General features: G+C 63.1%; 21 protein-coding genes. 6 read left to right on the top strand and 15 right to left on the bottom strand.

Annotation, left to right across the window (positions count from 1 at the left end; translation table 11 throughout):
- Positions 1-11 precede the first annotated feature (11 nt).
- Positions 12-1757, top strand: a complete 1746-nt coding sequence (locus FHR70_RS19785; protein ID WP_183453456.1) for an adenylate/guanylate cyclase domain-containing protein — start codon at positions 12-14, stop codon at positions 1755-1757.
- A gap of 27 nt (positions 1758-1784) precedes the next feature.
- On the opposite strand, the gene FHR70_RS19780 is transcribed toward FHR70_RS19785, so the two are convergent.
- From FHR70_RS19780 to FHR70_RS24410, 4 genes are all read right to left on the bottom strand, one after another.
- Positions 1785-2675, bottom strand: a complete 891-nt coding sequence (locus tag FHR70_RS19780; protein ID WP_183453389.1) for an ABC transporter substrate-binding protein — start codon at positions 2673-2675, stop codon at positions 1785-1787.
- A gap of 98 nt (positions 2676-2773) precedes the next feature.
- Positions 2774-3649 carry an ABC transporter substrate binding protein gene (locus FHR70_RS19775; protein WP_183453387.1) on the bottom strand — a complete coding sequence of 292 codons (876 nt, stop codon included), beginning with the start codon at positions 3647-3649 and terminating at the stop codon, positions 2774-2776.
- 86 nt (positions 3650-3735) lie between these two features.
- Positions 3736-4728, bottom strand: coding sequence for an ABC transporter substrate-binding protein (locus FHR70_RS19770; protein ID WP_183453385.1), 993 nt, complete (start codon positions 4726-4728; stop codon positions 3736-3738).
- Positions 4729-4831: 103 nt separating this feature from the next.
- Positions 4832-4960, bottom strand: coding sequence for a DUF6894 family protein (locus FHR70_RS24410; protein ID WP_281381392.1), 129 nt, complete (start codon positions 4958-4960; stop codon positions 4832-4834).
- 441 nt (positions 4961-5401) lie between these two features.
- Between FHR70_RS24410 and FHR70_RS19765 the strand changes: the two genes are divergently transcribed.
- Complete coding sequence (locus FHR70_RS19765; protein ID WP_183453383.1) at positions 5402-6001, top strand: hypothetical protein; 600 nt, start codon at positions 5402-5404, stop codon at positions 5999-6001.
- Between the two features lie 479 nt (positions 6002-6480).
- Here the strand turns inward: FHR70_RS19765 and FHR70_RS19760 are convergent, their stop codons facing one another.
- The 10 genes from FHR70_RS19760 to aqpZ form a co-directional block, all read right to left on the bottom strand.
- Positions 6481-6828, bottom strand: a complete 348-nt coding sequence (locus tag FHR70_RS19760; RefSeq protein WP_183453381.1) for a DUF2853 family protein — start codon at positions 6826-6828, stop codon at positions 6481-6483.
- A 63-nt stretch (positions 6829-6891) separates the two neighbouring features.
- On the bottom strand, positions 6892-7431 hold the full coding sequence (locus FHR70_RS19755; protein ID WP_183453379.1) for a YidB family protein: 540 nt from the start codon (positions 7429-7431) through the stop codon (positions 6892-6894).
- A 129-nt stretch (positions 7432-7560) separates the two neighbouring features.
- A complete protein-coding gene (gene mscL / locus FHR70_RS19750) occupies positions 7561-8019 on the bottom strand; it encodes a large conductance mechanosensitive channel protein MscL (RefSeq protein ID WP_183453377.1) in 459 nt (152 codons plus the stop codon).
- A gap of 515 nt (positions 8020-8534) precedes the next feature.
- Positions 8535-8873, bottom strand: coding sequence for a hypothetical protein (locus FHR70_RS19745; protein WP_183453375.1), 339 nt, complete (start codon positions 8871-8873; stop codon positions 8535-8537).
- A gap of 290 nt (positions 8874-9163) precedes the next feature.
- Positions 9164-9394: a DUF6894 family protein gene (locus FHR70_RS19740; RefSeq protein ID WP_183453373.1), complete on the bottom strand. Its 231-nt coding sequence runs from the start codon at positions 9392-9394 to the stop codon at positions 9164-9166.
- A gap of 153 nt (positions 9395-9547) precedes the next feature.
- On the bottom strand, positions 9548-10186 hold the full coding sequence (locus FHR70_RS19735) for a response regulator (RefSeq protein WP_183453371.1): 639 nt from the start codon (positions 10184-10186) through the stop codon (positions 9548-9550).
- 26 nt (positions 10187-10212) lie between these two features.
- Positions 10213-12024 (bottom strand): hybrid sensor histidine kinase/response regulator, encoded by a 1812-nt coding sequence (locus tag FHR70_RS19730; RefSeq protein WP_183453369.1) that lies wholly within the window; start codon positions 12022-12024, stop codon positions 10213-10215.
- Positions 12025-12502: 478 nt separating this feature from the next.
- Positions 12503-12943, bottom strand: a complete 441-nt coding sequence (locus FHR70_RS19725) for a DUF3597 domain-containing protein (RefSeq protein WP_183453367.1) — start codon at positions 12941-12943, stop codon at positions 12503-12505.
- Positions 12944-13093: 150 nt separating this feature from the next.
- A complete protein-coding gene (locus FHR70_RS19720; protein ID WP_183453365.1) occupies positions 13094-13321 on the bottom strand; it encodes a hypothetical protein in 228 nt (75 codons plus the stop codon).
- Positions 13322-13384: 63 nt separating this feature from the next.
- Positions 13385-14128 (bottom strand): aquaporin Z, encoded by a 744-nt coding sequence (gene aqpZ, locus FHR70_RS19715; protein WP_246408314.1) that lies wholly within the window; start codon positions 14126-14128, stop codon positions 13385-13387.
- 252 nt (positions 14129-14380) lie between these two features.
- On the opposite strand from aqpZ, the gene FHR70_RS19710 reads away from it, so the two are divergent.
- The gene (locus tag FHR70_RS19710; RefSeq protein WP_183453363.1) at positions 14381-15421 is read left to right on the top strand and encodes a hypothetical protein; all 1041 of its coding nucleotides are present in this window, start codon (positions 14381-14383) and stop codon (positions 15419-15421) included.
- Between the two features lie 118 nt (positions 15422-15539).
- Positions 15540-16361 carry a lytic murein transglycosylase gene (locus FHR70_RS19705; protein ID WP_183453361.1) on the top strand — a complete coding sequence of 274 codons (822 nt, stop codon included), beginning with the start codon at positions 15540-15542 and terminating at the stop codon, positions 16359-16361.
- Positions 16362-16691: 330 nt separating this feature from the next.
- Here FHR70_RS19705 and FHR70_RS19700 read toward each other — a convergent pair whose 3' ends face one another.
- Positions 16692-17882 (bottom strand): amidohydrolase family protein, encoded by a 1191-nt coding sequence (locus tag FHR70_RS19700; RefSeq protein ID WP_183453360.1) that lies wholly within the window; start codon positions 17880-17882, stop codon positions 16692-16694.
- Positions 17883-18048: 166 nt separating this feature from the next.
- On the opposite strand from FHR70_RS19700, the gene FHR70_RS19695 reads away from it, so the two are divergent.
- Complete coding sequence (locus FHR70_RS19695) at positions 18049-18756, top strand: GntR family transcriptional regulator (protein ID WP_183453358.1); 708 nt, start codon at positions 18049-18051, stop codon at positions 18754-18756.
- 258 nt (positions 18757-19014) lie between these two features.
- The gene (locus tag FHR70_RS19690; RefSeq protein ID WP_183453356.1) at positions 19015-20583 is read left to right on the top strand and encodes an ABC transporter substrate-binding protein; all 1569 of its coding nucleotides are present in this window, start codon (positions 19015-19017) and stop codon (positions 20581-20583) included.
- Positions 20584-20626: the final 43 nt, after the last annotated feature.

The raw sequence follows: 20626 nt of genomic DNA, 5'->3' as shown, positions 1-20626 counted from the left end.
GGACCCTGGCTATGACTGGGGGGCGGCTTCGACCACATGGCCTCTTTCAGAAATATTTCCTTGTGCTGTTCCTGGCTGTGGTCATCCCACTTACCGCCAATGGGCTCAGCGAAGCCTGGTTCGGCTACCGCGACCAGCGGGCGAGACTGGACCAACTGCTCGGCGTCGAGGCGCGATCAGCCGCCGCCAGGATCCAAGGCTTCCTCGACGGCATCACGGGCCAACTCGGTTGGCTGGTGCAGCTCCCCTGGACCGAGGAGCCGGACGAGCGCCGGCGCATCGATGCCCTGCGTCTGCTGCGTCAGGTGCCCGCGATTGTCAGTCTCACTTTGGTCGACGGAACCGGACGGGAGCGGCTATACGTGTCACGCGTCGGTCTGAACCGAACCGAGAGCCGTACCGACCGCTCCACTGAAGCACCCGTCACTGGAGCGCGCTCGGCGCGGATCTGGTATAGCGAGGTCAGCTACTACCGCGGCTCCGAGCCCTATCTGACAGTCGCGATCTCCGGCAACCGTCCCTCCGTTGGTGTAGTTGTGGCAGAGGTCAACCTCAAGCTCATCTGGGACGTGATCTCGGCCATCAGGGTAGGAGAGACAGGCTTTGCCTTCGTTATGGATAGGCCAAGCCGGCTTGTCGCTCATCCAGATATCAGTCTCGTCCTGCGCGGGTCGGATGAGGCCACACTGGCTCCCTTCCAAGCAGCCCGACAAGCAGTTCAATCCGCCAATACAGGGTTTGTAACCAGCCGAGACGCCGAGGGCAGCCACATCGCGGTCGCCGCCGCGCCCATTGCGGGGCCCGACTGGACGGTGGTGGTCGAGCAGCCGCTCTCGGAAGCATTTGGACCCATCTATGCCGCCCTGTGGCGGACAGCAGCCCTCCTTCTCGGCGGTGCAGCCTTTGCCAGCCTGCTTGCCTTCGCTCTAGCCCGCCGGATGACCGAGCCGATCCGCTTGCTCGAGGAGGGCACCGAGCGCATCGGCGCCGGGCAGTTCGAGCACCGCATCGAGATTAGGACCGGTGACGAGCTCCAGCGGCTGGCCGACAGCTTCAACGCCATGGTGGCCGAACTCGCCCTATCGCAGGAGCGGCAGGAGCGGATCGCCAAGCTCAGGCGTTTCCTGGCCCCGCAAGTCGCCCAACTCGTCGACCATGTCGGGGACGACACGCTTCTCGAGGGCCACCGCACCGAGGTGGTGGTGGTGTTCTGCGACCTGCGCGGCTTCACTGCCTTCTCGGCCAGAGCGACGCCCGAGGAGGTGATGAGCGTGCTCTCGGAGTACTACGAGGCACTCGGCCATATCATCACCAAGTATGCCGCAACGCTCACCAGCTTCTCGGGTGACGGCCTGATGGTGCTGGTCAATGCCCCTGTGCCAGTCGCGGAGCCGGCGCTCCGAGCTGTGGATCTGGCGGTAGAGATGCAGCGGAGTGTGCAGGAACTGATCGTCGACTGGCAGACGCGCGGTCACCGCATCGGCTTCGGAGTCGGCCTTGCCATGGGGCCAGCCACTGTCGGGCGGATCGGCTACGAGAGCCGATTCGACTACACGGCCATCGGCAGCGTTGTGAACCTCGCTGCCCGGCTGTGCGCCGCCGCGGCAGATCGGGAGATCCTGACGGATGCAGCCGTCGCCGATGTCGTGAAAGACAAGTGCTCCCTTATTCCGCTCGGACCGCGTGCCATCAAGGGCTACGAGGACGAACTGCCCGTTTTCAGCATCCTCTTCGAGAGCCGGTCTGACGCCGCCTAGACGCTGTGCTCTGTCGGCGGGCGAGCCTCATTCGATCACTTCGTCGGCGCGAGCAAGCAGTGGGGTTGGGATTGAGACCCCGAGAGCATTCGCGGTTTTGAGATTAATCGCGAGCTGGAAATTCGTGGGGTTTTGGACGGGAAGCTCACCTGGGCGAGTGCCGCGCAGAATGCGGTCAGCATAGGATGCCGCGCGGCGATACATGTCCAGCACATCAAATCCATAGGACATGAGGCCGCCCTCAACGGCGAAAATCCGGTTCGTGTAGATCGCGGGCACACGGTGCTGGGCGGTCACCTCGATGATCAGTTCACGATGGTCGACCAGGAATGTGTCGGGCATAGCGGCGAGCCCGTTGCCGCTCCCGTGGTCGAGTGCGCGGACAGCGTCTTTGATCTCATCGCTGCTGTGCACGCGGGCGGGCACAACGACGATCCCGAGAGAGGACGCTGTAGCTTGGATCGAGCGCAGGAACAGCGACTCCACGTGCGGGGCTGTCTGCGGATTGAAGAGGAGGCTGACGCGGGCGAGACCTGGCGACGCCTCTTTGAGCAGTTCCAGCCACTTCGGGCCCATAGAGATCTCGAAGGCCGTAAAGCCTGTGACGTTCCCTCCGGGTCGGGCTAGGTTGGTCACGAAACCGGATCCGACCGGGTCGCCAACCCTGCAAAACACAACTGGAACGACGCTTGTCTCCCGAACGAGCGCGGCAACCGAAGGCGTCGCGTCGGCAAGCACGAGGTCTGGTGCCAAGGCGACCAACTCTGCTGCATACGCCCGGAAACGATCCGCGCCCCCGGCTGCCCAACGTCGATGGAGTTGGAGATTTCGACCCTCCATCCAACCCAGACCCTGGAGAGCATCCCGAAACGCCTGCACACGGGCCTGTCCGTCCGGATCGCTCTCCCCGCTGGCCATCAACAATCCCACCTGCCGGATACGCTCGTGTTCCTGGGCTGGGGCGGGTCGCGACAACACGACGCCGCTCCCGACAAGGATCAGAAGATCACGCCGCCTCACTCGATCACCTCGTCTGCCCGAGCAAGGACACTGAGAGGGATCGCCCAGCCAAAGCGCTTGGCCGCCCCCGCATTCACCACCAGCCGGAACTCGGTCGGCTGCTGGATCGGCAGGTCACCGGGATGCGCCCCCTTGAAGATCCGGTCGACGAAGTAGGCCGCCCGCCGCATCTGGGCATGGTCATCGATGCCATAGGTGAACATCGCGCCGGCGTGAGCGAAGAGGGAGTAATCGGCTACGATAGGCAGCCCTGCCGCGTTCGCGAGGTGGATGATCCTCTCCTGATGGCCCATGAAGATTGGCTGGACGATGACCGCTTCGGCTCCCTCGTGCCGCATGGCTTCGAACACCGCCCGATCGATCCTCGCTGGTCCATCGATGAGGTATGGAATGAGCCTCAAGCCGCTCCTGTCGGCTTCGGTCTGCATGTTTCTCAGGAACGTGCCGGTATTGACGTCCCTTGACGACCCGAGAAACGCGATGACGCGTAGCTCAGGCCTGATCTCCTTCATCAGCTCGACACGTTTGGCAACGAGGCCGGGGCTGAACGTCGTCATTCCTGTGAGATTGCCGCCGGGGTTCGACAGGGACGCGGCAAAACCCGCGGCAAGCGGGTCGGAGACCAGCGATATCACGATGTGTAACGAGCCAGCCTCCTCCTTGGTAACGGCAATGGCGGGTGTTGTGGACACGACCAGGATGTCGACCTTGTCCTCGATGAGCTTGCGGACGACTGCGCGGGTGCGATCCCGGTTGCCATCCGTGAAGTGAGCCTCGACAGTGATGTCGCGACCCTCGACGTAGCCTAAGTCGCGCAGTCCCTTGCGGAATTGTTCCGCATGGACCGCCACTTCAGGGGGCCACCAACTCACAAAGCCGATCCGACGCAGACCCTGCTGGGCACGAAGAGGCAGCGGGCATGTGGCTGCCGCACACCCGGCCAGGAACTCCCGTCGTCTCATTCGATCACCTCGTCGGCAGCTGCCAGGATGGTCGGCGGGACGGCCAAACCCAAGGCCTTCGCCGTTCTGAGGTTCACGCTTAGGCTATAGGTGGTGGGAGCCTGGACCGGCAGATCACTAGGCTGGGCGCCCCTCAGGATCCGATCAATATAGGAGGCCAGATTGCGATGCAGTCCCTCTATGGTCGGACCGTAGCTGATCAGCCCTCCTGTTGTTACTGCAAAACGGGTGCCATAGATCGCCGGAATCCGATGATGGGCCGTGAGGTTGATGATCGTATGCCGGTACGTGAGGGTGAACTCGTCGGGAAGGACGAGGAGCGCACCGCCGGGCTTGGCGGCAAGGCCAACCACCACCGGCTCGATCCCGGAAACATCCTGCGCAAAGGCGAGGATGGGCTCGACCGAGAGCATCGCTGCCGTGGCCTCGAACTCGCGGACATAAGGTGAGGCCCGGTTAGGAGCCGTCTCTGGATTACACAAGATGGCAACGCGCTGGATCTGTGGATCAAGCTCCCGCAGGAGTTGCAGCCACTTCCCTGTCAGGGACAGCTCGAAGGTGGTGAAGCCGGTCACGTTGCCTTCCGGACGCGACAGGTTGTTGAGGATCCTGTTTCCGATCGGGTCGGAAACTTCCAGGAAAAGCACTGGAAGCGTGCGCGTCTCCGCACGCACTGCAAGGGTCGCCGGTGTTCCGGTCGTCACGATCACATCAGGATTGCCGCCAACGGCAGCCTTGGCGATTGCCGGCAGCTGAGCAAGACTGGTCGGCACGTGAATGTCAGCCCGGACGTTGTCGCCCCTGATCCATCCGAGTGGCCGGAGCTGCTCGGCAACGGCGGTCCAGTTGTTGGTGCTGGGTGGCCCGCGCTCCCGATGGGCCTCGACCCAGCCGATCCGGCGCACCCGATCGGCTGCAAGTGCCTGCGATGGCATTAAGGAGAGCCATGTTGCTGCGCCAAGGAGTTGGACAATGTCGCGTCGCCTCATGTGACCCCTCTGCTAAGGGACCACATGAGTATAGCACGACAAGACGTGGAGGGCTGAACAGGCTGTCCGGCGGCTTCGATCCCATGGGCGCAATTCACTCCGATTAGTCGAGATCCCGGGCCGCGCGCAGGGCCTCGTTGTGGGTCGTCACGACGTCGGGGAAGTCGAGGCCCAGATCGTCGCAGCTTAGGATCTCGCCGTGGCACCGGATATGAAAGAAAAAGCGAGGCATAGTCTTCCATAAGCCTTTTGGCTTGGTCGCGTTTCAGCGGGACCAAGAGGAGAGGTCGGCGACGCCACGCTCCGACCCCTCTCCGCCTGGTCCCGAACACCAAGGGATTTGCCACATCTCCAGGGTAATCCAACCATAGCCGGCTTCAGGCATCCTGGCATCAGGACGATTCCCCTACTCTGAGGATATCAGCCGCAGGGCCGCTGTCGTTCAGCCTACGCCCGTCATTGGATCGAAGCCTTCGCAGCCGTCGGCGAAGGCGAGCCCAGTCCCTCGTCCTCCAGCCCTGCCCGTCCACGCCCGAGGGACATCGTGCGCTCACCCATGACGGCGCCCCCGCCGAACGGTCCCGCCCGGCAACGCAGGTTTGCTTCCTCTACTCCGGATGGATCAGGAACCCAGCAAGCTGGGCTACGTTGCTCCTCATCAAGGGAGACGGGAATGTCAAAGCCCCGGAGCCGGCTCGCGTCATTGGCGAGATCATGCAGCGTCCTGGCCGCAGCCCTGATCCTCCCGTTCGCGATCGGCGCCGTTCCTGCCCAGGCGCAGGGCATTTTCGGGTTGTTCAGGGCCTTCTCCCAGCCGACAGCCCCTGCGCCGGCACCGCAGCCGTCCGGTTACCAACCCGATCCAGGATCCGAGAGGCCCCGGCGCAAAGCCCGCCCGCGTCCCAAGCCTGTGGCCGTCGCGCAGCCGGAGGTCAGGAAACCAATCGAGCCGAAACCCATGGGAGAGATCGACAACCCCGTTCCGGCGCTCCTGGCTGACGGCACGTTGCGCCGGGGCGACATGGTGATGTTCCCCGACGGGCTGCGGGTCTTCGCGGGACGGACTGGCGGGCCGCACAAGCTCACCGACTTCAAGCCTGTCGCTCAGGCCGGAAAGCTCCTCTCGCGTGAGACACGAAAGCTGGTCAAGCATCTGCTCCCGGCAGAAAACATTGCGTGGAGCACGGATGCGGTCAGGTCCGGCGGCAAGCTGGCCGTCAGCACCGACGATGTGGCGACGACCGGAAGCGTGACCCGGCGCAAGGCTCGTTAAATGGCACGGCCTTGCTGATTGCGACTCGGCATTAGAGTCTCGCGAGTTCAAGGACGGTCAGGGGCACAGATAGCCGCGGTTGCCGTCCGAGACGCACCGTGCCCCGTTCGGGAGGATGATCCCGCCCGAGCCATCAGGCGGCACGACCTCCCCGTTCGCCAGAGTGAAACCGCCACCCGGCTCCGCGGCCACCGTCGTGCCGTCGGGCAAAGTGTACCTGCCGTCACTGTAGGTGACGCGTCTCGTGTACGTGGGTGCGGAGGTCGGCGCCGGGGACGTTGAGGGCGTCGCTTGCGTCGACCCCAGGTTCGCGGGCGGCATGGGTGTGGCTCGCTGCTCGCCTGACGAGACGCACGCTGACAGCGCGAAGGACATCAACACGATACACAGCAGGCGCATGAAGCCTCTCCCGTCAAATCAGGAACGTTGCGCGCCCGTTGAATGCAAACGCGATCAGGAAAGAAAAGACTTCCGGGAGCTCAGCCCGTTCCCGTGGCGGAGTTCGGGTCACCGAACATCGACAGCTTGCCGAAATGCTCGGCCAACAGATAGTAGAGGGTGACCCTGTTCTTCGTCCGGTCACCCTTCATCTTCTCGCCGACAGCCATGATCGCCCTGTCGAGATCAGCATCGGGCTCGGCCAGACCGAGCTTCTTTTTCAGAAAACTCTCCCGCACCCGGGCGACCTCCTCCCTGTCACTCAGCGAGACCAGCGATGAATCCCGCTTCTGCAAGGAGATCCCGCAGTAACGGACAATCCCGTTGATCGCATTCTGGTCCGCGTTCGCGGAGTATTTCTTCACGTCCAACGCCCAGTCTTCAGCCATCGCTTCCTCCCACATCGACAAAGGTGAGCTGGTGCATTCCCACGACACCCCTTGGATGCCTGATCAGGAACGCGGCAGGTCCGTCGCGTCAGGCAGGCGCCCGTCGGGGGTGACCTTATCGACGGTCTCCGGCAACATCGTCGTGAGCCGCGACAGGAGTTCCTCCCGCGACAGTCCGGTCTGCTGGGTCAAGGTCGCGAGCACCTCGGGGCCGATGGCCTGTTCGAGCTGATCGGGAGCGATGGGCTTGTTCGGCCCGGTGCCGACCCAGGACTCGGCGACGTCGCCTTGACCCTGCTGCCTGAAGCTTTCCATCAACTCACCGAGGCCACCGCCCAGCAAACCTCCAAGCCCGCCGCTGCCAAGGCCTCCGAGCAGCCCGCCAAAGCCGGACTGTGGATCGCCCTGGCCCGCTCCCCCCAGACTTCCGCCGCGATTGCCGAGGAGACCACCCAGCCCACCCTGTTGGTCACCCTGATCCGGAGTGCCCCCGGCGCTCGATCCCGCCCCTCTCAGCATCTCGGCGATCTTGTCCCTGTTCTGGAAGCCTGCGACGGCAAGAAGCCCCAGCAGGGCCGTCATCGATGGAAATCCGCGACTCATTTCATTGCTCCTCAGGATGGGTTGGCCCGGCGGGAGTATCGTCGGACCTTCGGCGTTCGCGACGCTCCCACCGTCGCACACGAACGCTTCACGGCCATGGGTGCCCCATGACCCCGCTCGGGTCGGTGTTCAGGGGCCTCTCACCGGCCGGATGCCAGCCTCTTGACCAGTTGCCAGCAGGTCCCTGATCTCCGACAGCAGCTTCACGTCGGCCGGGATCTCCGGAGCCTTGAGAACGTCGACCTTCGCATCCTCCTGCCGCTTCAGCTTGTTCATCCCCCGGATCACGAAGAACAGCACCCAGGCCACGATGATGAAGTTCAGGGCCACCGTGATGAACTGGCCGTAGCCGACCACCGCCCCTTGCTTCTTGGCGTCGGCGTAGGAGGCTCCGTCCTGCACGGCCGCGGACAGCGGCAGGTAGTAGTTCGAGAAATCCAGCCCGCCCGTGACCGCGCCGATGACCGGCATGATGATGTCCTCGACCAGCGAGGTGACGATTGCCCCGAACGCCACGCCGATGATCACGCCGACCGCGAGGTCGACCACGTTGCCGCGCAGGGCAAACTTCTTGAACTCCTCAAGCATGGGTCAGGCTCCATTGGTCGTGGTACATGATCGATGGCGGGATCTTGCTTTCGGTGGACGCGGAACACGCTTCGCGAGGTGCTCGCGGGACACCCCCTGCATCGCTCGCTTGGGCGGACCCCATCAGGATTATCCCGATGCAGGTGGCGATCAGCAGAACCAGGAGCGTGCGTGGATAGAGTGCCATATCCTTATCCTTCCCTGTCGCAAGCGTGGGGTTGAGGGCGTTCGATCTTCTAAGGTCCAAGACTGTCGGAGAGCATGAGGCCGTTCAACGGGTGTCGCGTGGTGACACCCTGCGTTTCATCTGAGACATGGGCACGGTCGGCACCGGCGAGGCCTCCCCCAGGTGAGGGTCGTCCCGCGCCCGAAGGATGGCCATTGCCCGCGCGACCGCGTCATCGACGCGCTTGGCGTATCCGTGAACAGGGACCCTCAGCACCATCTCCGTCCTGCTCGGCATAGTCCCTCTCCTCAATGGCGGGAAGCTTCCGCCTCTATGGCGCCCCTTTGTCCTAGTGCAGGTCTCGTACCCGTTGCTGCGCGCTGGCGATGAGTTCAACCGCCCGATCCAACTCGTCCTCGTCGAGCTCGTTACATCCGCAACTGTCGACCACCGTGCACTTGGCATGCGAGTAAAGTTCCAGCCAGCACGATGGCAGGCCCGGCAGCACTTGCGCTTCCGGAATTTCCATCAGCCTCGCCTCCAGCGCGCCGATTTGGGCAACGGTCACCATGCGGGTCCCGTCCGTTTCGGGTGTGTAGACAAGCTGGATGTAGGCGCGGATGACGCGCTGCTCGATCTCGTCAGGATTCATGGCGATCCCGTCGAAGCCAGTGGGGGTCCTTGTCACCACAGTCATCGCGTGTCCTCAACCGTCGCTTGGCGGCGTTAACCCGTTCCGAATCCGCACTAGTGGTCCCGACCACGGACGCAAGGATCGCCTTGTCGATCCTTGCTCCTGCCGATCGCCACCAGGAAGCCAGCCGCTTCCAGATCCGCACTGCCATACCCCTTGTCTCGTTCCCCGGCCGGTTCCGTTTCCTGACGGGACGTCGTCACCGATCAGCAAACCGCATCGCAATTCGGTTTGGAATCAGGTGAGGACCGGAGGAGAGGGTCAGGATTACCCTACCATCCGGTTCACCCCATCCTCTCGACGGTCAGGGCAATGCTCAGGCTCAGCCGGCACCAGCCCTGTTCATCCCTGACCCTGACCTGGACCTGCCGCGCAAATGGCAGCCAAGCCCGTCCGAGTTCGATGGCGGCCTGCGTCGCCTCCTTCTCGGCCGCCTCCAGGCTGTCGATCTCCAAGCCGTCGGCATCCGGGATGAGTTCTGTTCCCTTTTGAATGTCGAAGTAGAAACGTGGCATGTCACCTACCCGGTTGTGGCCCGGAGGGAAGGCCTTGGGCCTGCGGATCCCGAAAAGCAGCGCCGTGAAGGGAACACCGGCAGGATCTTGAGAGGAATCGGGTGAGGACCGGAGGAAAGGGTCGGGATTGTCCTGCCTTCCGCGGCGGGAGGATCAGGGTTCGATCAGCTTGTTGCGGACGGCGTAGAGGGCGAGCTCGACGCCGGAACGCAGGTTGAGCTTCCGCATCGCGGCCGTTCGGTGGCTTTCGACGGTCTTGATGCTGACCTTCCAGCGTTCGGCGATGTCGCGGTTGCTCTTTCCTTCCGCCACGAGCTGGATCACCTCCCGCTCGCGCGAGCTCAGGGTTTGCGACGCCACCACCTTGCCGCCGCTCACGAAGGTGTCGAGCAGCGTCTCAGCCACCCGTGGCGAGAAGTAGGGCTGCTTCCGCAGCAGCGCGTTCACGGCCCTGACGACCTCGGCATCGTCCTCCGTCTTGAGCAGATAGCCGCGCGCGCCCGCCCGCAGCACGTCCCGGATCACGTCCTCGTTGTTGTGCATGGTGTAGATCAGCACCTCGGTGCCCGGGCTGGCGAGGCGGATGTGGCGAGTGGCCTCGAGGCCATTCAGCCCCGGCAGGGAGTAGTCGAGGATGGCCACGTCCGGCCGGTGTTGCGTAGCGAGGTCTACCGCCTCCTGCCCGTTCTCGGCGGTGGCGCAGACTTGCCAGCCGGCCTCGGCCTCCAGCAAGGCCTGCAAGCCCCGGCGCACGATGGCGTGGTCGTCGGCGATGAGGAGCTTCTTGGTCATGGTTTGCCTTCAGGTTCCGACAAGGCTTACCTCCGCTGCCGCCTTGCGCCTATCCGGTCGGGAACGGAGGGGTGGCTCGGGATTTCCCTGAGAGACGCTTCGGGACGAGGCCGCACCTCGCCGGACCCGGCTGCCTCTGCAACGGCGTCTCCGTCAAGTTGCTCTTCCAGAGAAACGACCGGAAACAGGAGACGCACCGTCGTGCCGCGGCCTTCCTGGCTGTTCAGTTCCACATCGCCGGAACTCTGCTGGACGAAGCCCAACACCTGACTGAGGCCGAGGCCGTTGCCTTGCCCTTTGGTGGTGAAGAACGGATCGAAGGCACGCTCCAGCACCGCCGGAGCCATCCCGATGCCCGTATCGGTCACCGTAACCTGGACCCACCGCTCGACAGCGGAGGAGTCGAAATTCCCACTCGGGCTGCTGGACTGGCCGACGTCGTTCGTCTCCACGATGATGGTGCCGCCGTCCGGCATGGCATCACGGGCATTCAGCACGAGGTTGAGCAGCGTCGCCTCGAGTTGGACCGGATCGAGCAGAACGGCACGGCCATTGGCGGAGAGCCTCAGGTCGAGAGCGATCCGGGGACCGGTCGCCTGCCGCAGGATCGGAGCAAATCCTTCGATACGCTCGTCGAGCACCGTTATCTGTGGCCGGAGCTCCTGCCGCCGTGCGAAGGCCAGCAGGCGGTCGATCATGGACCTTGCGCCGGTGAGGGCCTGGTCGGCGTCAACGATCAGCGACAATGCGTCCGGACGGTCGGCTAGGGAGGGCCGCAGCAGCCGGAACGTGGATTGCATGATCCTGATGGTGTTGCCGAGATCGTGCGCGATGCCGCCGGCGATCCGCCCCAGCCCTTCGAGCCGCTGCGCCCGGCTGAACCGGAGCTGCTCCGCCTGCTCACGGCGCAGGCTTTTCTGGATAAGGACCATCAGGGCGCCGATCAGGCCCAGCAGGACGACTGCCGAGATGGACACCACGATCGCATGCTCCCGCCAGGGCCGGAAGACGGTCCGCTGCGCCAGCCCGACGTTGACCACGGCCGGCACGGTCTCAAGGGCCCGGTACCCGATGACACGAGTCCAGCCGTCGATCGGGCTCGTGCCCCAGAATACGCCCTGGGGACTTCGGGTCAGGCTGGTGTTGAGCGGTTCCACGGCGGCGAAGGACTTCCCGATGGCTTCCTCGGCGGCCGGGCTGCGGGCCAGAAGGGTACCGTTGCGCAACAGGAGCGCGATGAAGCCACCCTCGCCGACCGAGAGCCCGCGGTAGAACTGCTCGAAGTAACGCGGCTCCACGGCCGCGACGACGATCCCGCCGAAGCTGCCGTCGGGTCGGTTGATCCTGCGGCTCAAGCCGACGAACCAGACCCCGACCGAGCGGCTTCGGAGAGGCTGCTCGACATGCAGGCCGAGGCCGGGATCCTCCTGGTGCGCCTTGAAGTAGGGCCGGTCCGCCAGGCTGACCCTCGGTGTCGAGGGGTAATCGGTATCGTGCGTGATGAACCCGTCCGGACCAATGACGTAGAGCGCGCGTACATACGGCAGGGCCGCCAACCGCTCCCTCAAACTGTTTTGGAAGTGAACGTCGTTGTCGGTCATGCCGGGAGCAGCCTTGAGGGCATCCCGAATCCCCAGGAGGGTGAAGTCGACCGCCTGGAAGGTCCGATCCGTCTGCTCGGCCAGCACATGAGCCAGGTTCCGGGCGTCCTCCTCGCCGCGCCTCGCAGCTTCGCCGTAGGTTTGGCGGAGTTCCAGCCCCGCCAGCAGGAGGATGCCAAGGGCCAGAAGTGCGGCCGGAGCGAGCGGGATCGCCAATCTCACGGACCTTGATCTCATGCAGCAATCCCTCAAGGTCGGGGTGGAGGTGCAACATGGGTTAATGTAGCAGGCCCGGCTTGGCCCGCCACCGGCAACGCACTGGTTCTTTCGGACGACATTGATCTCGTGGCCACACGAAGAAACGGCCGTAGCCTGGGACAACAGGCGTTGCATCCTGTTGAGCCTGCTTGCCGGCGGAGGGTCGGCAACGTCCCACAGGCAAGATGGCTACCCTGCGGGGAGGCGCAGTGCCTGACCCGGCGTGGCCCAGGTATCATGACATGATCTTGCCACGCATCTCAACCCGGATGGCCCGAACATGCGCGCCGCTCGGACGAGCCATGGGCGCGCGGCACCCTCGAGGTTTAATCCAGCAGAGAGGGGGATCGTCGGGTTCGCGGCACCTTTGCGGGTCATCAGCCGCCCTAGCTGCTTCAGCTTGGCGACGGGGCCTGCTCCGGCAGACCCCGCTTCGCGTGGGTAAATCCACAGCCGCCTAGCTTTTCAGATCGTCAGGCACCTTGCCGCCGCTGGCCGCGAGCTTGGCCATGACCTGCTTGTGAAGCCAGATGTTCATGGAGGCGGAGTCGGAGGTGTCTCCGGTGTAGTTCAGCTCCTTGGCGAGCTCCTTGCGCGCATCGAGGCTGCTGTCGAGGTCGAGCAGCTTCATCAGGTCGACGATCGACTTGCGCCAGTCGAGTTTCTGACCCTTCTTCGCGGCGAGGCCGGTCAGCACGGCCTCGACGTCGACCTGGGACATCGGCGCGCTGCCCGATGCCGGCGTGCTCGCTGTCCCTTGCGTGGTCGAAGCGGTCGTCCCGGCAGGGGCTGCACCAGCTCCCTGGGTGGGCTGTGCCGGGGCGGATGGCGCCTGAGGCGCTTCCTGCGCCGTCGCGGATCCGAAGATGGCGTCCTTGATCCTGCTGAAGATGCTCATCGTTTCTTTCCGTTGAACTGCGTTCCCACAGGCTGCCCTGTGGCCAAGGAAGTAGAGCCGATCTCAGCCAGGGCAACGGCCGCCGTCCAGGCGCGGTTTCGACAGACCTTCCGATCGGCCAATGCTGCCGGACAGCGCAGGCGGACCCCGTCACCGCCGTGGCTGGCGATTGAGCCAAACCGTGGCCTGCATGCTCGTCCAGGCCGACAGGACCAGGAACTCGTGCCAGTGGCCGTCGGGCGCCAGGAGCCGTCGCACGTCATAGTCAGCCGATGCTTCTCTTGACGGGGCCGAAGCCCTGTCCGCCGGAGACATGGCAACGACGTCCGTCGGCGCCGACAGGCGAATTCGCCTCTCATCGATCGTGGTGTGGAGCATGCCGTCGCATGGGCCTCCCACGCATCGGTAGGTTCGCTCCCGCGTCGCCATCGCGAACCGCACTCACTCGGCCGGCGCGGGTGGCGTGATGCCGGTGACCTGCGCCGAGGGTTCCTCGCTGAGCCAGCGGTAGAGGATGCCGCCGAGCGCCCCGCCGATCAGGGGCGCCACCCAGAACATCCAGAGTTGCGCCAGTCCCCATCCGCCGACGAACAGCGCCGGGCCGGTGCTACGGGCCGGGTTCACGGAGGTGTTGGTAATCGGGATGCCGACGAGGTGGATCAGGGTCAGTCCGAGGCCAATGGCGATGGGGGCAAATCCCACGGGCGCCTTGCCGTGCGTGGACCCCATGATGATGAACAGGAACATCATGCTGAGCACCACCTCGGCGACGAAGCCCGAGATCAGGCTGTACTGGCCAGGCGAGTGCGCGCCGTAGCCGTTGGCGGCAAAGCCCTTAGCAAGATCGAAGGTCGGCGAGCCGGTCGCGATGGCGTACAGAGCCGCCGCGGCGATGACGGCGCCCACCACCTGCGAGGCCACGTAGGGTCCGATGCAGTTGGCCGGGAAGCGACCGCCGGCCCAGAGTCCCACCGTGACGGCGGGGTTGAGGTGGCAACCCGAGATGTGGCCGATGGCGTAAGCCATGGTCAGCACCGTCAGGCCGAAGGCAAGCGACACGCCCAGCAGGCCGATGCCGACGTCGGGGAAGCCCGCCGCGATGACAGCGCTGCCGCAGCCGGCAAACGTCAGCCAGAAGGTGCCGATGGCCTCGGCGGCGCATTTATGCATGGTGCTGCTGTGCATGGGCTCCTCCCGTGGGTCACGCAAACCAACTCGGGGACTGGAGCGACGTCGACAGAGGTGTCGATCAAAGCAGGCTCATCGCGAGCCGAGGTCCGACGCAGGAACGCTTCTCTGGTTGGCCACAATGATACCTCACCTCCGTTGTGGCCGTCGAGAGGGATCTCCGGCGGATGCCGCGAGCCAGGCCGGAAGACTCGCAGCCGGCTCCACTGATGAACCAGCGGCTCTCCCCTGCCCGTAACGGGCTTGAGCTTGCTCACCAACGTTGAGATGATGGAAGCTGGTTCATGCCAGAGATGTGGTTTCCGATCCTCCGCTTCATTAGAGAGAGAACCAGACCGAGACCAGTCGCGGTGGCTGGCTCGAAAGCTGCCCTATCGATTTTCCAGCTTTGAAGCTGAGGTGTACACTGAGCCAATCAACTTCCTGAGAATGGAGGCGGCGATGGCCCGCTTCACCGCAAAGGTTCTCGGACTGCTCGCGTGGCTGCCGGTGTTCCTTTGCGCTGCTCCTGGCCATGCGGACCCGTTCTTCGTCCGGGTCTATGGCAGGACGTACAAGATTGACCCTCGATATCCGACCAGCGAGCCCAAAGGTCCAAAGCCGCAGGAGGCCATGAAAGCCCTTCCTTCTGACCTTGCGAAAGGTCCTGGCTTCAAGCCGTCGCACGAGCAGGTGCTCGCTGAAGTCGAGGAACGGGTCTGGATCGCGCGCACCCAACTCGATGAAGCATCAGAGAAGACCACCCCCTCACGAGGCGCAGGGACGAACGCTACGGAAGTGACAGGATCCCTTGCGGCCGGAGCAGAGCAGAGTCGTTCACCGGAGGTGCAGAAGCTCTCCGATCGCCACAGGGCTCTGTACCTCCTCGTGCGGGAGTTGCGCGGGTCTATGGATCTGCCGGTGAGGACACCAGAGGCTGGATTCTCCCGGCCAAAGCTGTCACCTGAGATTGAGGCCGATTTCCGCAGCCTGAATTTTGATCCCCTGGAAGCCTACTACAGCTTCAGGCGCGTCAAGGCGGCTTTTCGATCCAACGACATCCAACTTCTCGCTAGGGTGATCCACTATCCTCTAGTGGTGACGGGAAAGAGTAGACGAAGCATTCGCAATCGTGATCAGCTCATGGCGGCGAAGGAAACAGTTCTGAACCCCCGCCTTCGAGAGGTCGCCGCGAAATCCACCTTTGAGACAGTCTTCGTTCGGGACAAGGGGATGATGCTTGGCGAGGGAGAGGTCTGGATTACTCACGATAAGGCGGGCTTCGGATTGGGAGCGATCAACGTGGAATAGCACTTAACGCACCTGCGCCTTGGTCCTGCTGGCAGCTTCCCCACCGCCGGAAAGGGCGCAATGTGACGGGCGCGAAAGCCAGTCGTCGCACCTCATCTCAGTGTGAAAGGATGTACGAATGTTCGTGGCCCGGCAATCTAAGATCATCGCGTTCGTAGCCCTGGCGTCACTCGTGGGAATACCCAATACGGCGGACGCAGCGCAGTGCGGCAGTACGGCGACTGGCTTTGAGGCTTGGAAGCAGCAGTTTGCCGATGAGGCAAGGGGGAGAGGCGCCAGCACCACGGCTATCGCAGCTCTCATGGGCGCTACCTATGCGACAGCGACCATCGCGGCTGATCGAGGCCAGAGGAGCTTCCGCCTGTCGCTTGATCAGTTTCTAGCAAAGCGGGGCGGCCCGATGATCACCGCTCGAGGGCGTGCACTCAAGCAATCTCAGGCGGCGCTCTTTGCCTCTCTTGAACAGCGCTATGGCGTCCCGCCAGGGCCGCTCCTGGCGATCTGGGGCATGGAGACGGCTTTCGGGGCCCAACGTGGCAACCAGAACACTCTGTCGGCTGTGGCAACGCTCGCCTATGACTGTCGACGGTCAGCCTTCTTCATCGAACAGCTTTACGCCACCCTGACCCTGATCGACCGTGGCATTCTCTCGGCAGGCACGCGCGGCTCCATGCACGGCGAGATCGGCCAGACCCAGTTCCTGCCCAAGAGCATCCTGAACTACGGCACCGGCGGCGACCTTAACAATGCCGCTGACGCACTCGCCTCGACGGCCAATTTCCTCAAGGCCCATGGCTGGCGTGCCGGTGCAGGCTACCAGCCCGGGGAGCCCAATTTCAGTGCGATCCAAGCTTGGAATGCCGCTTCCGTCTACCAGCGCGCCATCGCACTGATTGGCCAAGAGATTGATGAGCGAGAGCGCCCGTCGGCCAGGCGCTAGCAGTGCTACGAATGACCTTCGGCTGGCTGCGCATCCATGTGTCAGAACCAAGCACGATCAACCAATTACCCTTCCCGAATTCCACGCCAGTGCCGAAGCCGATATAGATCTAGGCTCTGTGTCGTTGGTTTTTTTTATAACCTCTGGACCTCTGATCAGTCCCAACCTGAAGGGTAGCTTCGGGTCAATCTTTCACTTTTCGGCTGTCCAGCAAACGTCGGCTCTCCGGTTACGAAGCTGACCAAGCTCATACGTCTCAAGAGTGCCAAAAGGGGACATTCATAATTCTCAAAGCCGAGCCACTGATTCGCTTAGGGACGTGGAAAAGGATTAAGGCGCAGCGATCAACGCGGTACCATCACGAGCGATTACCTTACCGCTCTTGATCACCATTCTGCGCGGCCGGCGGTCCACGACGGCCTCAGCCAAGGTTTCCCCATCAAGTAAAACGAGATCCGCCCTGCAGCCTGGATCCAGGCCATAGTCGACAAGGCCCATCATCCGCGCACCGCCGTAGGTGGAGGTGTCGAGAGCCAAGGCGACCTCATCGTCGCGACGCAGGTTGTTGCGCAAACCGACGAGCACGGCTCGCTCCAACATGTCGGGGTTGTTATAGGGACCCCAAGTGTCGCGCACCCCATCGGAGCCAGCCGCGACGACGATCCCCGCCTCCATCAGCCGCTTGACAGCGGGTGCCGGCCTTGAGGAGGGCGCCGTTGTCAAAATGTGAATCTGCGCTTGAGCCAATGCGTCGATCAGCGTTGCCACGTAATCCTGATCGGTCATGCCGAGGCAGAACGCATGGCTGATCGTGACCTTGCCCTGGAGGCCCAGAGCCTTCGTGCGCTCGATGATGAGCTCCATGGAGAACGCCCCCAGTTCAGCGGGCTCATGGAGATGGATGTCGACCGGGACGCCATATTTTTCCGCGAGGCCAAACACGACATCGAGATGGCCCTTCGGATCGCGATCAATCCCGGCAGGATCGAGCCCCCCGACGACCTGGGCGCCGAGTTGCAGAGCCCTTTCCATGAGTTCAACGGTGCCAGGCCGGATCAGCATGCCGCTCTGCGGGAAGGCCACGAGCTCGATATCGACCATGTCACGGTAGTGCTCCCGGGTTTCGAGAACGCCCTCGATGCCGGCGACGCCCACTTCCGTGTCCACGTCCACGTGCGTCCGGATATGCGTCGTGCCAAGGGAAGCTGCGAGCACGGCCTGCCGAGCGGACTGCCGGGCAGGATCGATGCCAAGAACGCGCCGTTGCATCCGCTCGTTGTCGATTTTGTCGATCAGGCGAGGTCCTACCTCATTGCGGTACCAGCCCATGCCAAGAAGGGTTTTGTCCATATGCGTATGGGCCTCGACGAGTCCGGGGATTAGGATGGCCCCGGCGCCATCCAGGATCTCCTCACCTTCCCGGACCTCGTCACCGAAGGCTGCGATCCGTCCGTCGCGGAGTATCACCGAGGTTGCTTCTCCACCCATTGGGCGCACGTTGCGGATCGTCAGGCTGTTCATGAGCATCCTCCTTATTCGGCCCAAACACGGCCATATGAGCATATTGTATTGCATTGACGATACTTTTGTATACAATTATGCATACATATAATCAGCGAAATTCGCCTTCCTGAGCCATGCTTTTTGTGGAACATAGTTCGGCTCACACGTTCCTTTGTAATCTTCGATGAACGCTCCTGTCAGAAAACCTAAATCAGCCGCCGGCAGCCGGAGCGATTCCGTCTACGCCGGACTTCGCCGTGCGATCATCGAGCAGGCGCTGATGCCAGGGGACAAGCTGACTGAAGATGTCATCGGGGAGCGGTTCGGCGTGAGCCGGACGATCGTGCGGACCGTTCTCGCGCGCCTGAATGCCGAGGGCCTCGTTGACATGCAGCCCAATAAGGGTGCCACGATTGCGCAGCCGAGCCTGTCGGAAGCCCATGATGTTTTCGAGACCCGGATGTGCCTGGAGCGCCAAGTCCTTGCCCGACTTTCCGAAAAGGTCACGGCGGACGATATCGAGCGCCTGCAGCGGCATGTCCAGCTAGAAATTAAGGCCAATGAGCACGATGGCCCTGCGGCCATCCGTCTGGCGGGAGAGTTCCATATTCTCTTGGCTTCTCTTTCCGGCAACGGGGTTCTTGCGCGTTACGTCGACGAGATGGTTTCGCGCTGCTCACTCATCTTGGCGCTCTACAGCCGGCCGCACTCCTCCGACTGCTCGATCAACGAGCATCAACAGATTGTAGATGCCCTTCGGGCAGGGAACAGCCAAGCGGCCATCGACGCCATGGACCACCACCTCAAAGCGGTGACGGATCGAGCATTGCTCTCTTCGGCTGCCGACAAGCACCGGGATATTCGGTCCATTCTCGACCGCTACGCTTCGTAAAAGGCGGTCGCAGGCGTCTGTCGGCAATCCGACACGACGGCTCTCTCCCGCGTTTGCTTGCCCGCTAGGGCATTGGACCCGACCCAGCAGGTCGGGTCAGCGATAGCAGGCCCCGTTATAATGCGAGATTTGTGAGGCGCTGCTTCCAGTCGCCTGAATTCGTTACCAACGGAATTGACGCATTTATCTTTGTATGCAAGTTTTTCCATTATTGTATCCAATAAAGAATCCATTCCAGAGGATCTTCGGAGGCCGAACATGAAAGCCAGACTCTTCGCCAGCCTGACCGTCGCCGCCGGCGCCCTGATGGGAATGCCGGCAGAAGCCAAAACCCTGAGATGGGCCTCGCCCACGGACATCACCACGCTTGATCCGTATGCCCATACGGAGAGCTTCACCACGAGCATGCTGCACCATGTCTTCGATCCACTGGTGCGCCGCAGCCGTGCTCTGGAACTGGAACCCGCACTGGCCGTGAGCTGGAAGACAGTGAAGCCAGATACTTGGCGCTTTGAACTCCGCCGGAACGTCAAATTCCATAATGGCAACCCCTTTACCTCCGACGACGTGGTCGCCTCGATCAATCGCATTCTCGATCCTGGCGCCCGCGCCCGCGGCAATCTCGCGACCGTCGTCAAGGCGGAAAAGGTGGACGACTTTACGATCGACATCGTCACTAAAGGCCCCTACCCGCTTCTTCTCAACGATCTTGCCGGCATCTACATTCTCGACAAGGAATGGATGGAAGCCAACGGGGCTCTGAAGCCCGGCAACATCGCCACCGGCGTCACCACTGCGGCGTCGACCGCAGCCATCGGCACCGGACCTTTCAAGGTTGAATCCTACAAGCCGGATGCCGGCACGACCTTCGTGGTCAATCCTGAATGGTGGGACAAGCCCCAGCACAACCTCACCCGCATCGAGTTCAAGCCGGTGAAGTCGGACGCCACCCGTGTCGCAGCTCTCCTTTCGGGGGAGCTGGACCTGATCGCGCCCGCCCCTCTCCAGGATCTTCAGCGGATTTCCTCGTCGCAGGGCTTCAAGGTCATCGAGGAGCCGTCCCTGCGCCTGATCATGCTCTCGCTCAACTTCCGTCCCGAGCTGAAGGCGATGCCGGGGCAGAAGAACCCGCTGCTCGACGTCAAGGTGCGACAGGCCATGTGGCATGCCATCGACCTCGACACGATCAAGAAGCGCGTCATGCGCGACAAGTCGCGCAACACCGGCACGCTCGTCGCTCCGCCCGTTCCCGGTTATGCGAAGGACAACGACGTTCCGCTCGCCTACAACCAGGCCAAGGCGAAACAGCTCCTCACCGAGGCTGGGTTTCCGAACGGGTTCAAGACCAAGCTGAATTGCCCGAACGATCGCTACATCAACGACGAGCAGACCTGCGTCGCCATCGCATCCATGTGGGCGAAGGTTGGGATTCAGGCGGAACTCCAGAGCGAGTCCCGGGCAACCTACTTCCCGCGCCAGGACCGGGGCGAGTTCGACGTGTCCATGGTGGGCTGGGCCACCCTGCCGCCGATGGATGGGTTCAGCGTGCTCTCCTCCCTGCTCACGGAGCAGAAGGATGGCTATGGCGGCTCCAACGCCGGCACCTACAGCAACCCCAAGGTCGAGGAGCTGACCCGTGCGGCGGCCGTCGAACTCGACGAAGCCAAGCGCCGTGCCATGCTCGCCGAGGCGCTCAAGGTCGCGTGGGACACCGTGGCCTACATTCCGCTCCACCAGCAGCCCGTAGCCTGGGCCGTCCGCGACGGTGTCGACGTTCCGCAGTTCCCGGACGAGTACGTCCGCCTGTGGTTCGCCACCGTCAAGTAAACCAGCAGCAGGAGACTGGCGGCTCGCCCGATCCCGGCGGGCC

This window comes from Microvirga lupini (assembly GCF_014191055.1).
In the GTDB taxonomy this organism is placed as follows: domain Bacteria; phylum Pseudomonadota; class Alphaproteobacteria; order Rhizobiales; family Beijerinckiaceae; genus Microvirga; species Microvirga lupini_A.
Note: the sequence above shows the minus strand (reverse complement) of the source record. Positions and strands in the feature narration are given on the sequence as shown.

Excerpts from the sequence above, each read along its gene's own strand:
- FHR70_RS19785 (WP_183453456.1), top strand. The coding sequence starts at position 12 with ATGACTGGGGGGCGGCTTCGACCACATGGCCTCTTTCAGAAATATTTC.
- FHR70_RS19780 (WP_183453389.1), bottom strand. The coding sequence starts at position 2,675 with ATGGCCAGCGGGGAGAGCGATCCGGACGGACAGGCCCGTGTGCAGGCG.
- FHR70_RS19770 (WP_183453385.1), bottom strand. The coding sequence starts at position 4,728 with ATGAGGCGACGCGACATTGTCCAACTCCTTGGCGCAGCAACATGGCTC.
- FHR70_RS24410 (WP_281381392.1), bottom strand. The coding sequence starts at position 4,960 with ATGCCTCGCTTTTTCTTTCATATCCGGTGCCACGGCGAGATCCTAAGC.
- FHR70_RS19765 (WP_183453383.1), top strand. The coding sequence starts at position 5,402 with ATGTCAAAGCCCCGGAGCCGGCTCGCGTCATTGGCGAGATCATGCAGC.
- FHR70_RS19760 (WP_183453381.1), bottom strand. The coding sequence starts at position 6,828 with ATGGCTGAAGACTGGGCGTTGGACGTGAAGAAATACTCCGCGAACGCG.
- FHR70_RS19755 (WP_183453379.1), bottom strand. The coding sequence starts at position 7,431 with ATGAGTCGCGGATTTCCATCGATGACGGCCCTGCTGGGGCTTCTTGCC.
- mscL (WP_183453377.1), bottom strand. The coding sequence starts at position 8,019 with ATGCTTGAGGAGTTCAAGAAGTTTGCCCTGCGCGGCAACGTGGTCGAC.
- FHR70_RS19740 (WP_183453373.1), bottom strand. The coding sequence starts at position 9,394 with ATGCCACGTTTCTACTTCGACATTCAAAAGGGAACAGAACTCATCCCG.
- FHR70_RS19735 (WP_183453371.1), bottom strand. The coding sequence starts at position 10,186 with ATGACCAAGAAGCTCCTCATCGCCGACGACCACGCCATCGTGCGCCGG.
- FHR70_RS19730 (WP_183453369.1), bottom strand. The coding sequence starts at position 12,024 with ATGAGATCAAGGTCCGTGAGATTGGCGATCCCGCTCGCTCCGGCCGCA.
- FHR70_RS19725 (WP_183453367.1), bottom strand. The coding sequence starts at position 12,943 with ATGAGCATCTTCAGCAGGATCAAGGACGCCATCTTCGGATCCGCGACG.
- FHR70_RS19720 (WP_183453365.1), bottom strand. The coding sequence starts at position 13,321 with ATGCTCCACACCACGATCGATGAGAGGCGAATTCGCCTGTCGGCGCCG.
- aqpZ (WP_246408314.1), bottom strand. The coding sequence starts at position 14,128 with ATGCACAGCAGCACCATGCATAAATGCGCCGCCGAGGCCATCGGCACC.
- FHR70_RS19705 (WP_183453361.1), top strand. The coding sequence starts at position 15,540 with ATGTTCGTGGCCCGGCAATCTAAGATCATCGCGTTCGTAGCCCTGGCG.
- FHR70_RS19700 (WP_183453360.1), bottom strand. The coding sequence starts at position 17,882 with ATGAACAGCCTGACGATCCGCAACGTGCGCCCAATGGGTGGAGAAGCA.
- FHR70_RS19695 (WP_183453358.1), top strand. The coding sequence starts at position 18,049 with ATGAACGCTCCTGTCAGAAAACCTAAATCAGCCGCCGGCAGCCGGAGC.
- FHR70_RS19690 (WP_183453356.1), top strand. The coding sequence starts at position 19,015 with ATGAAAGCCAGACTCTTCGCCAGCCTGACCGTCGCCGCCGGCGCCCTG.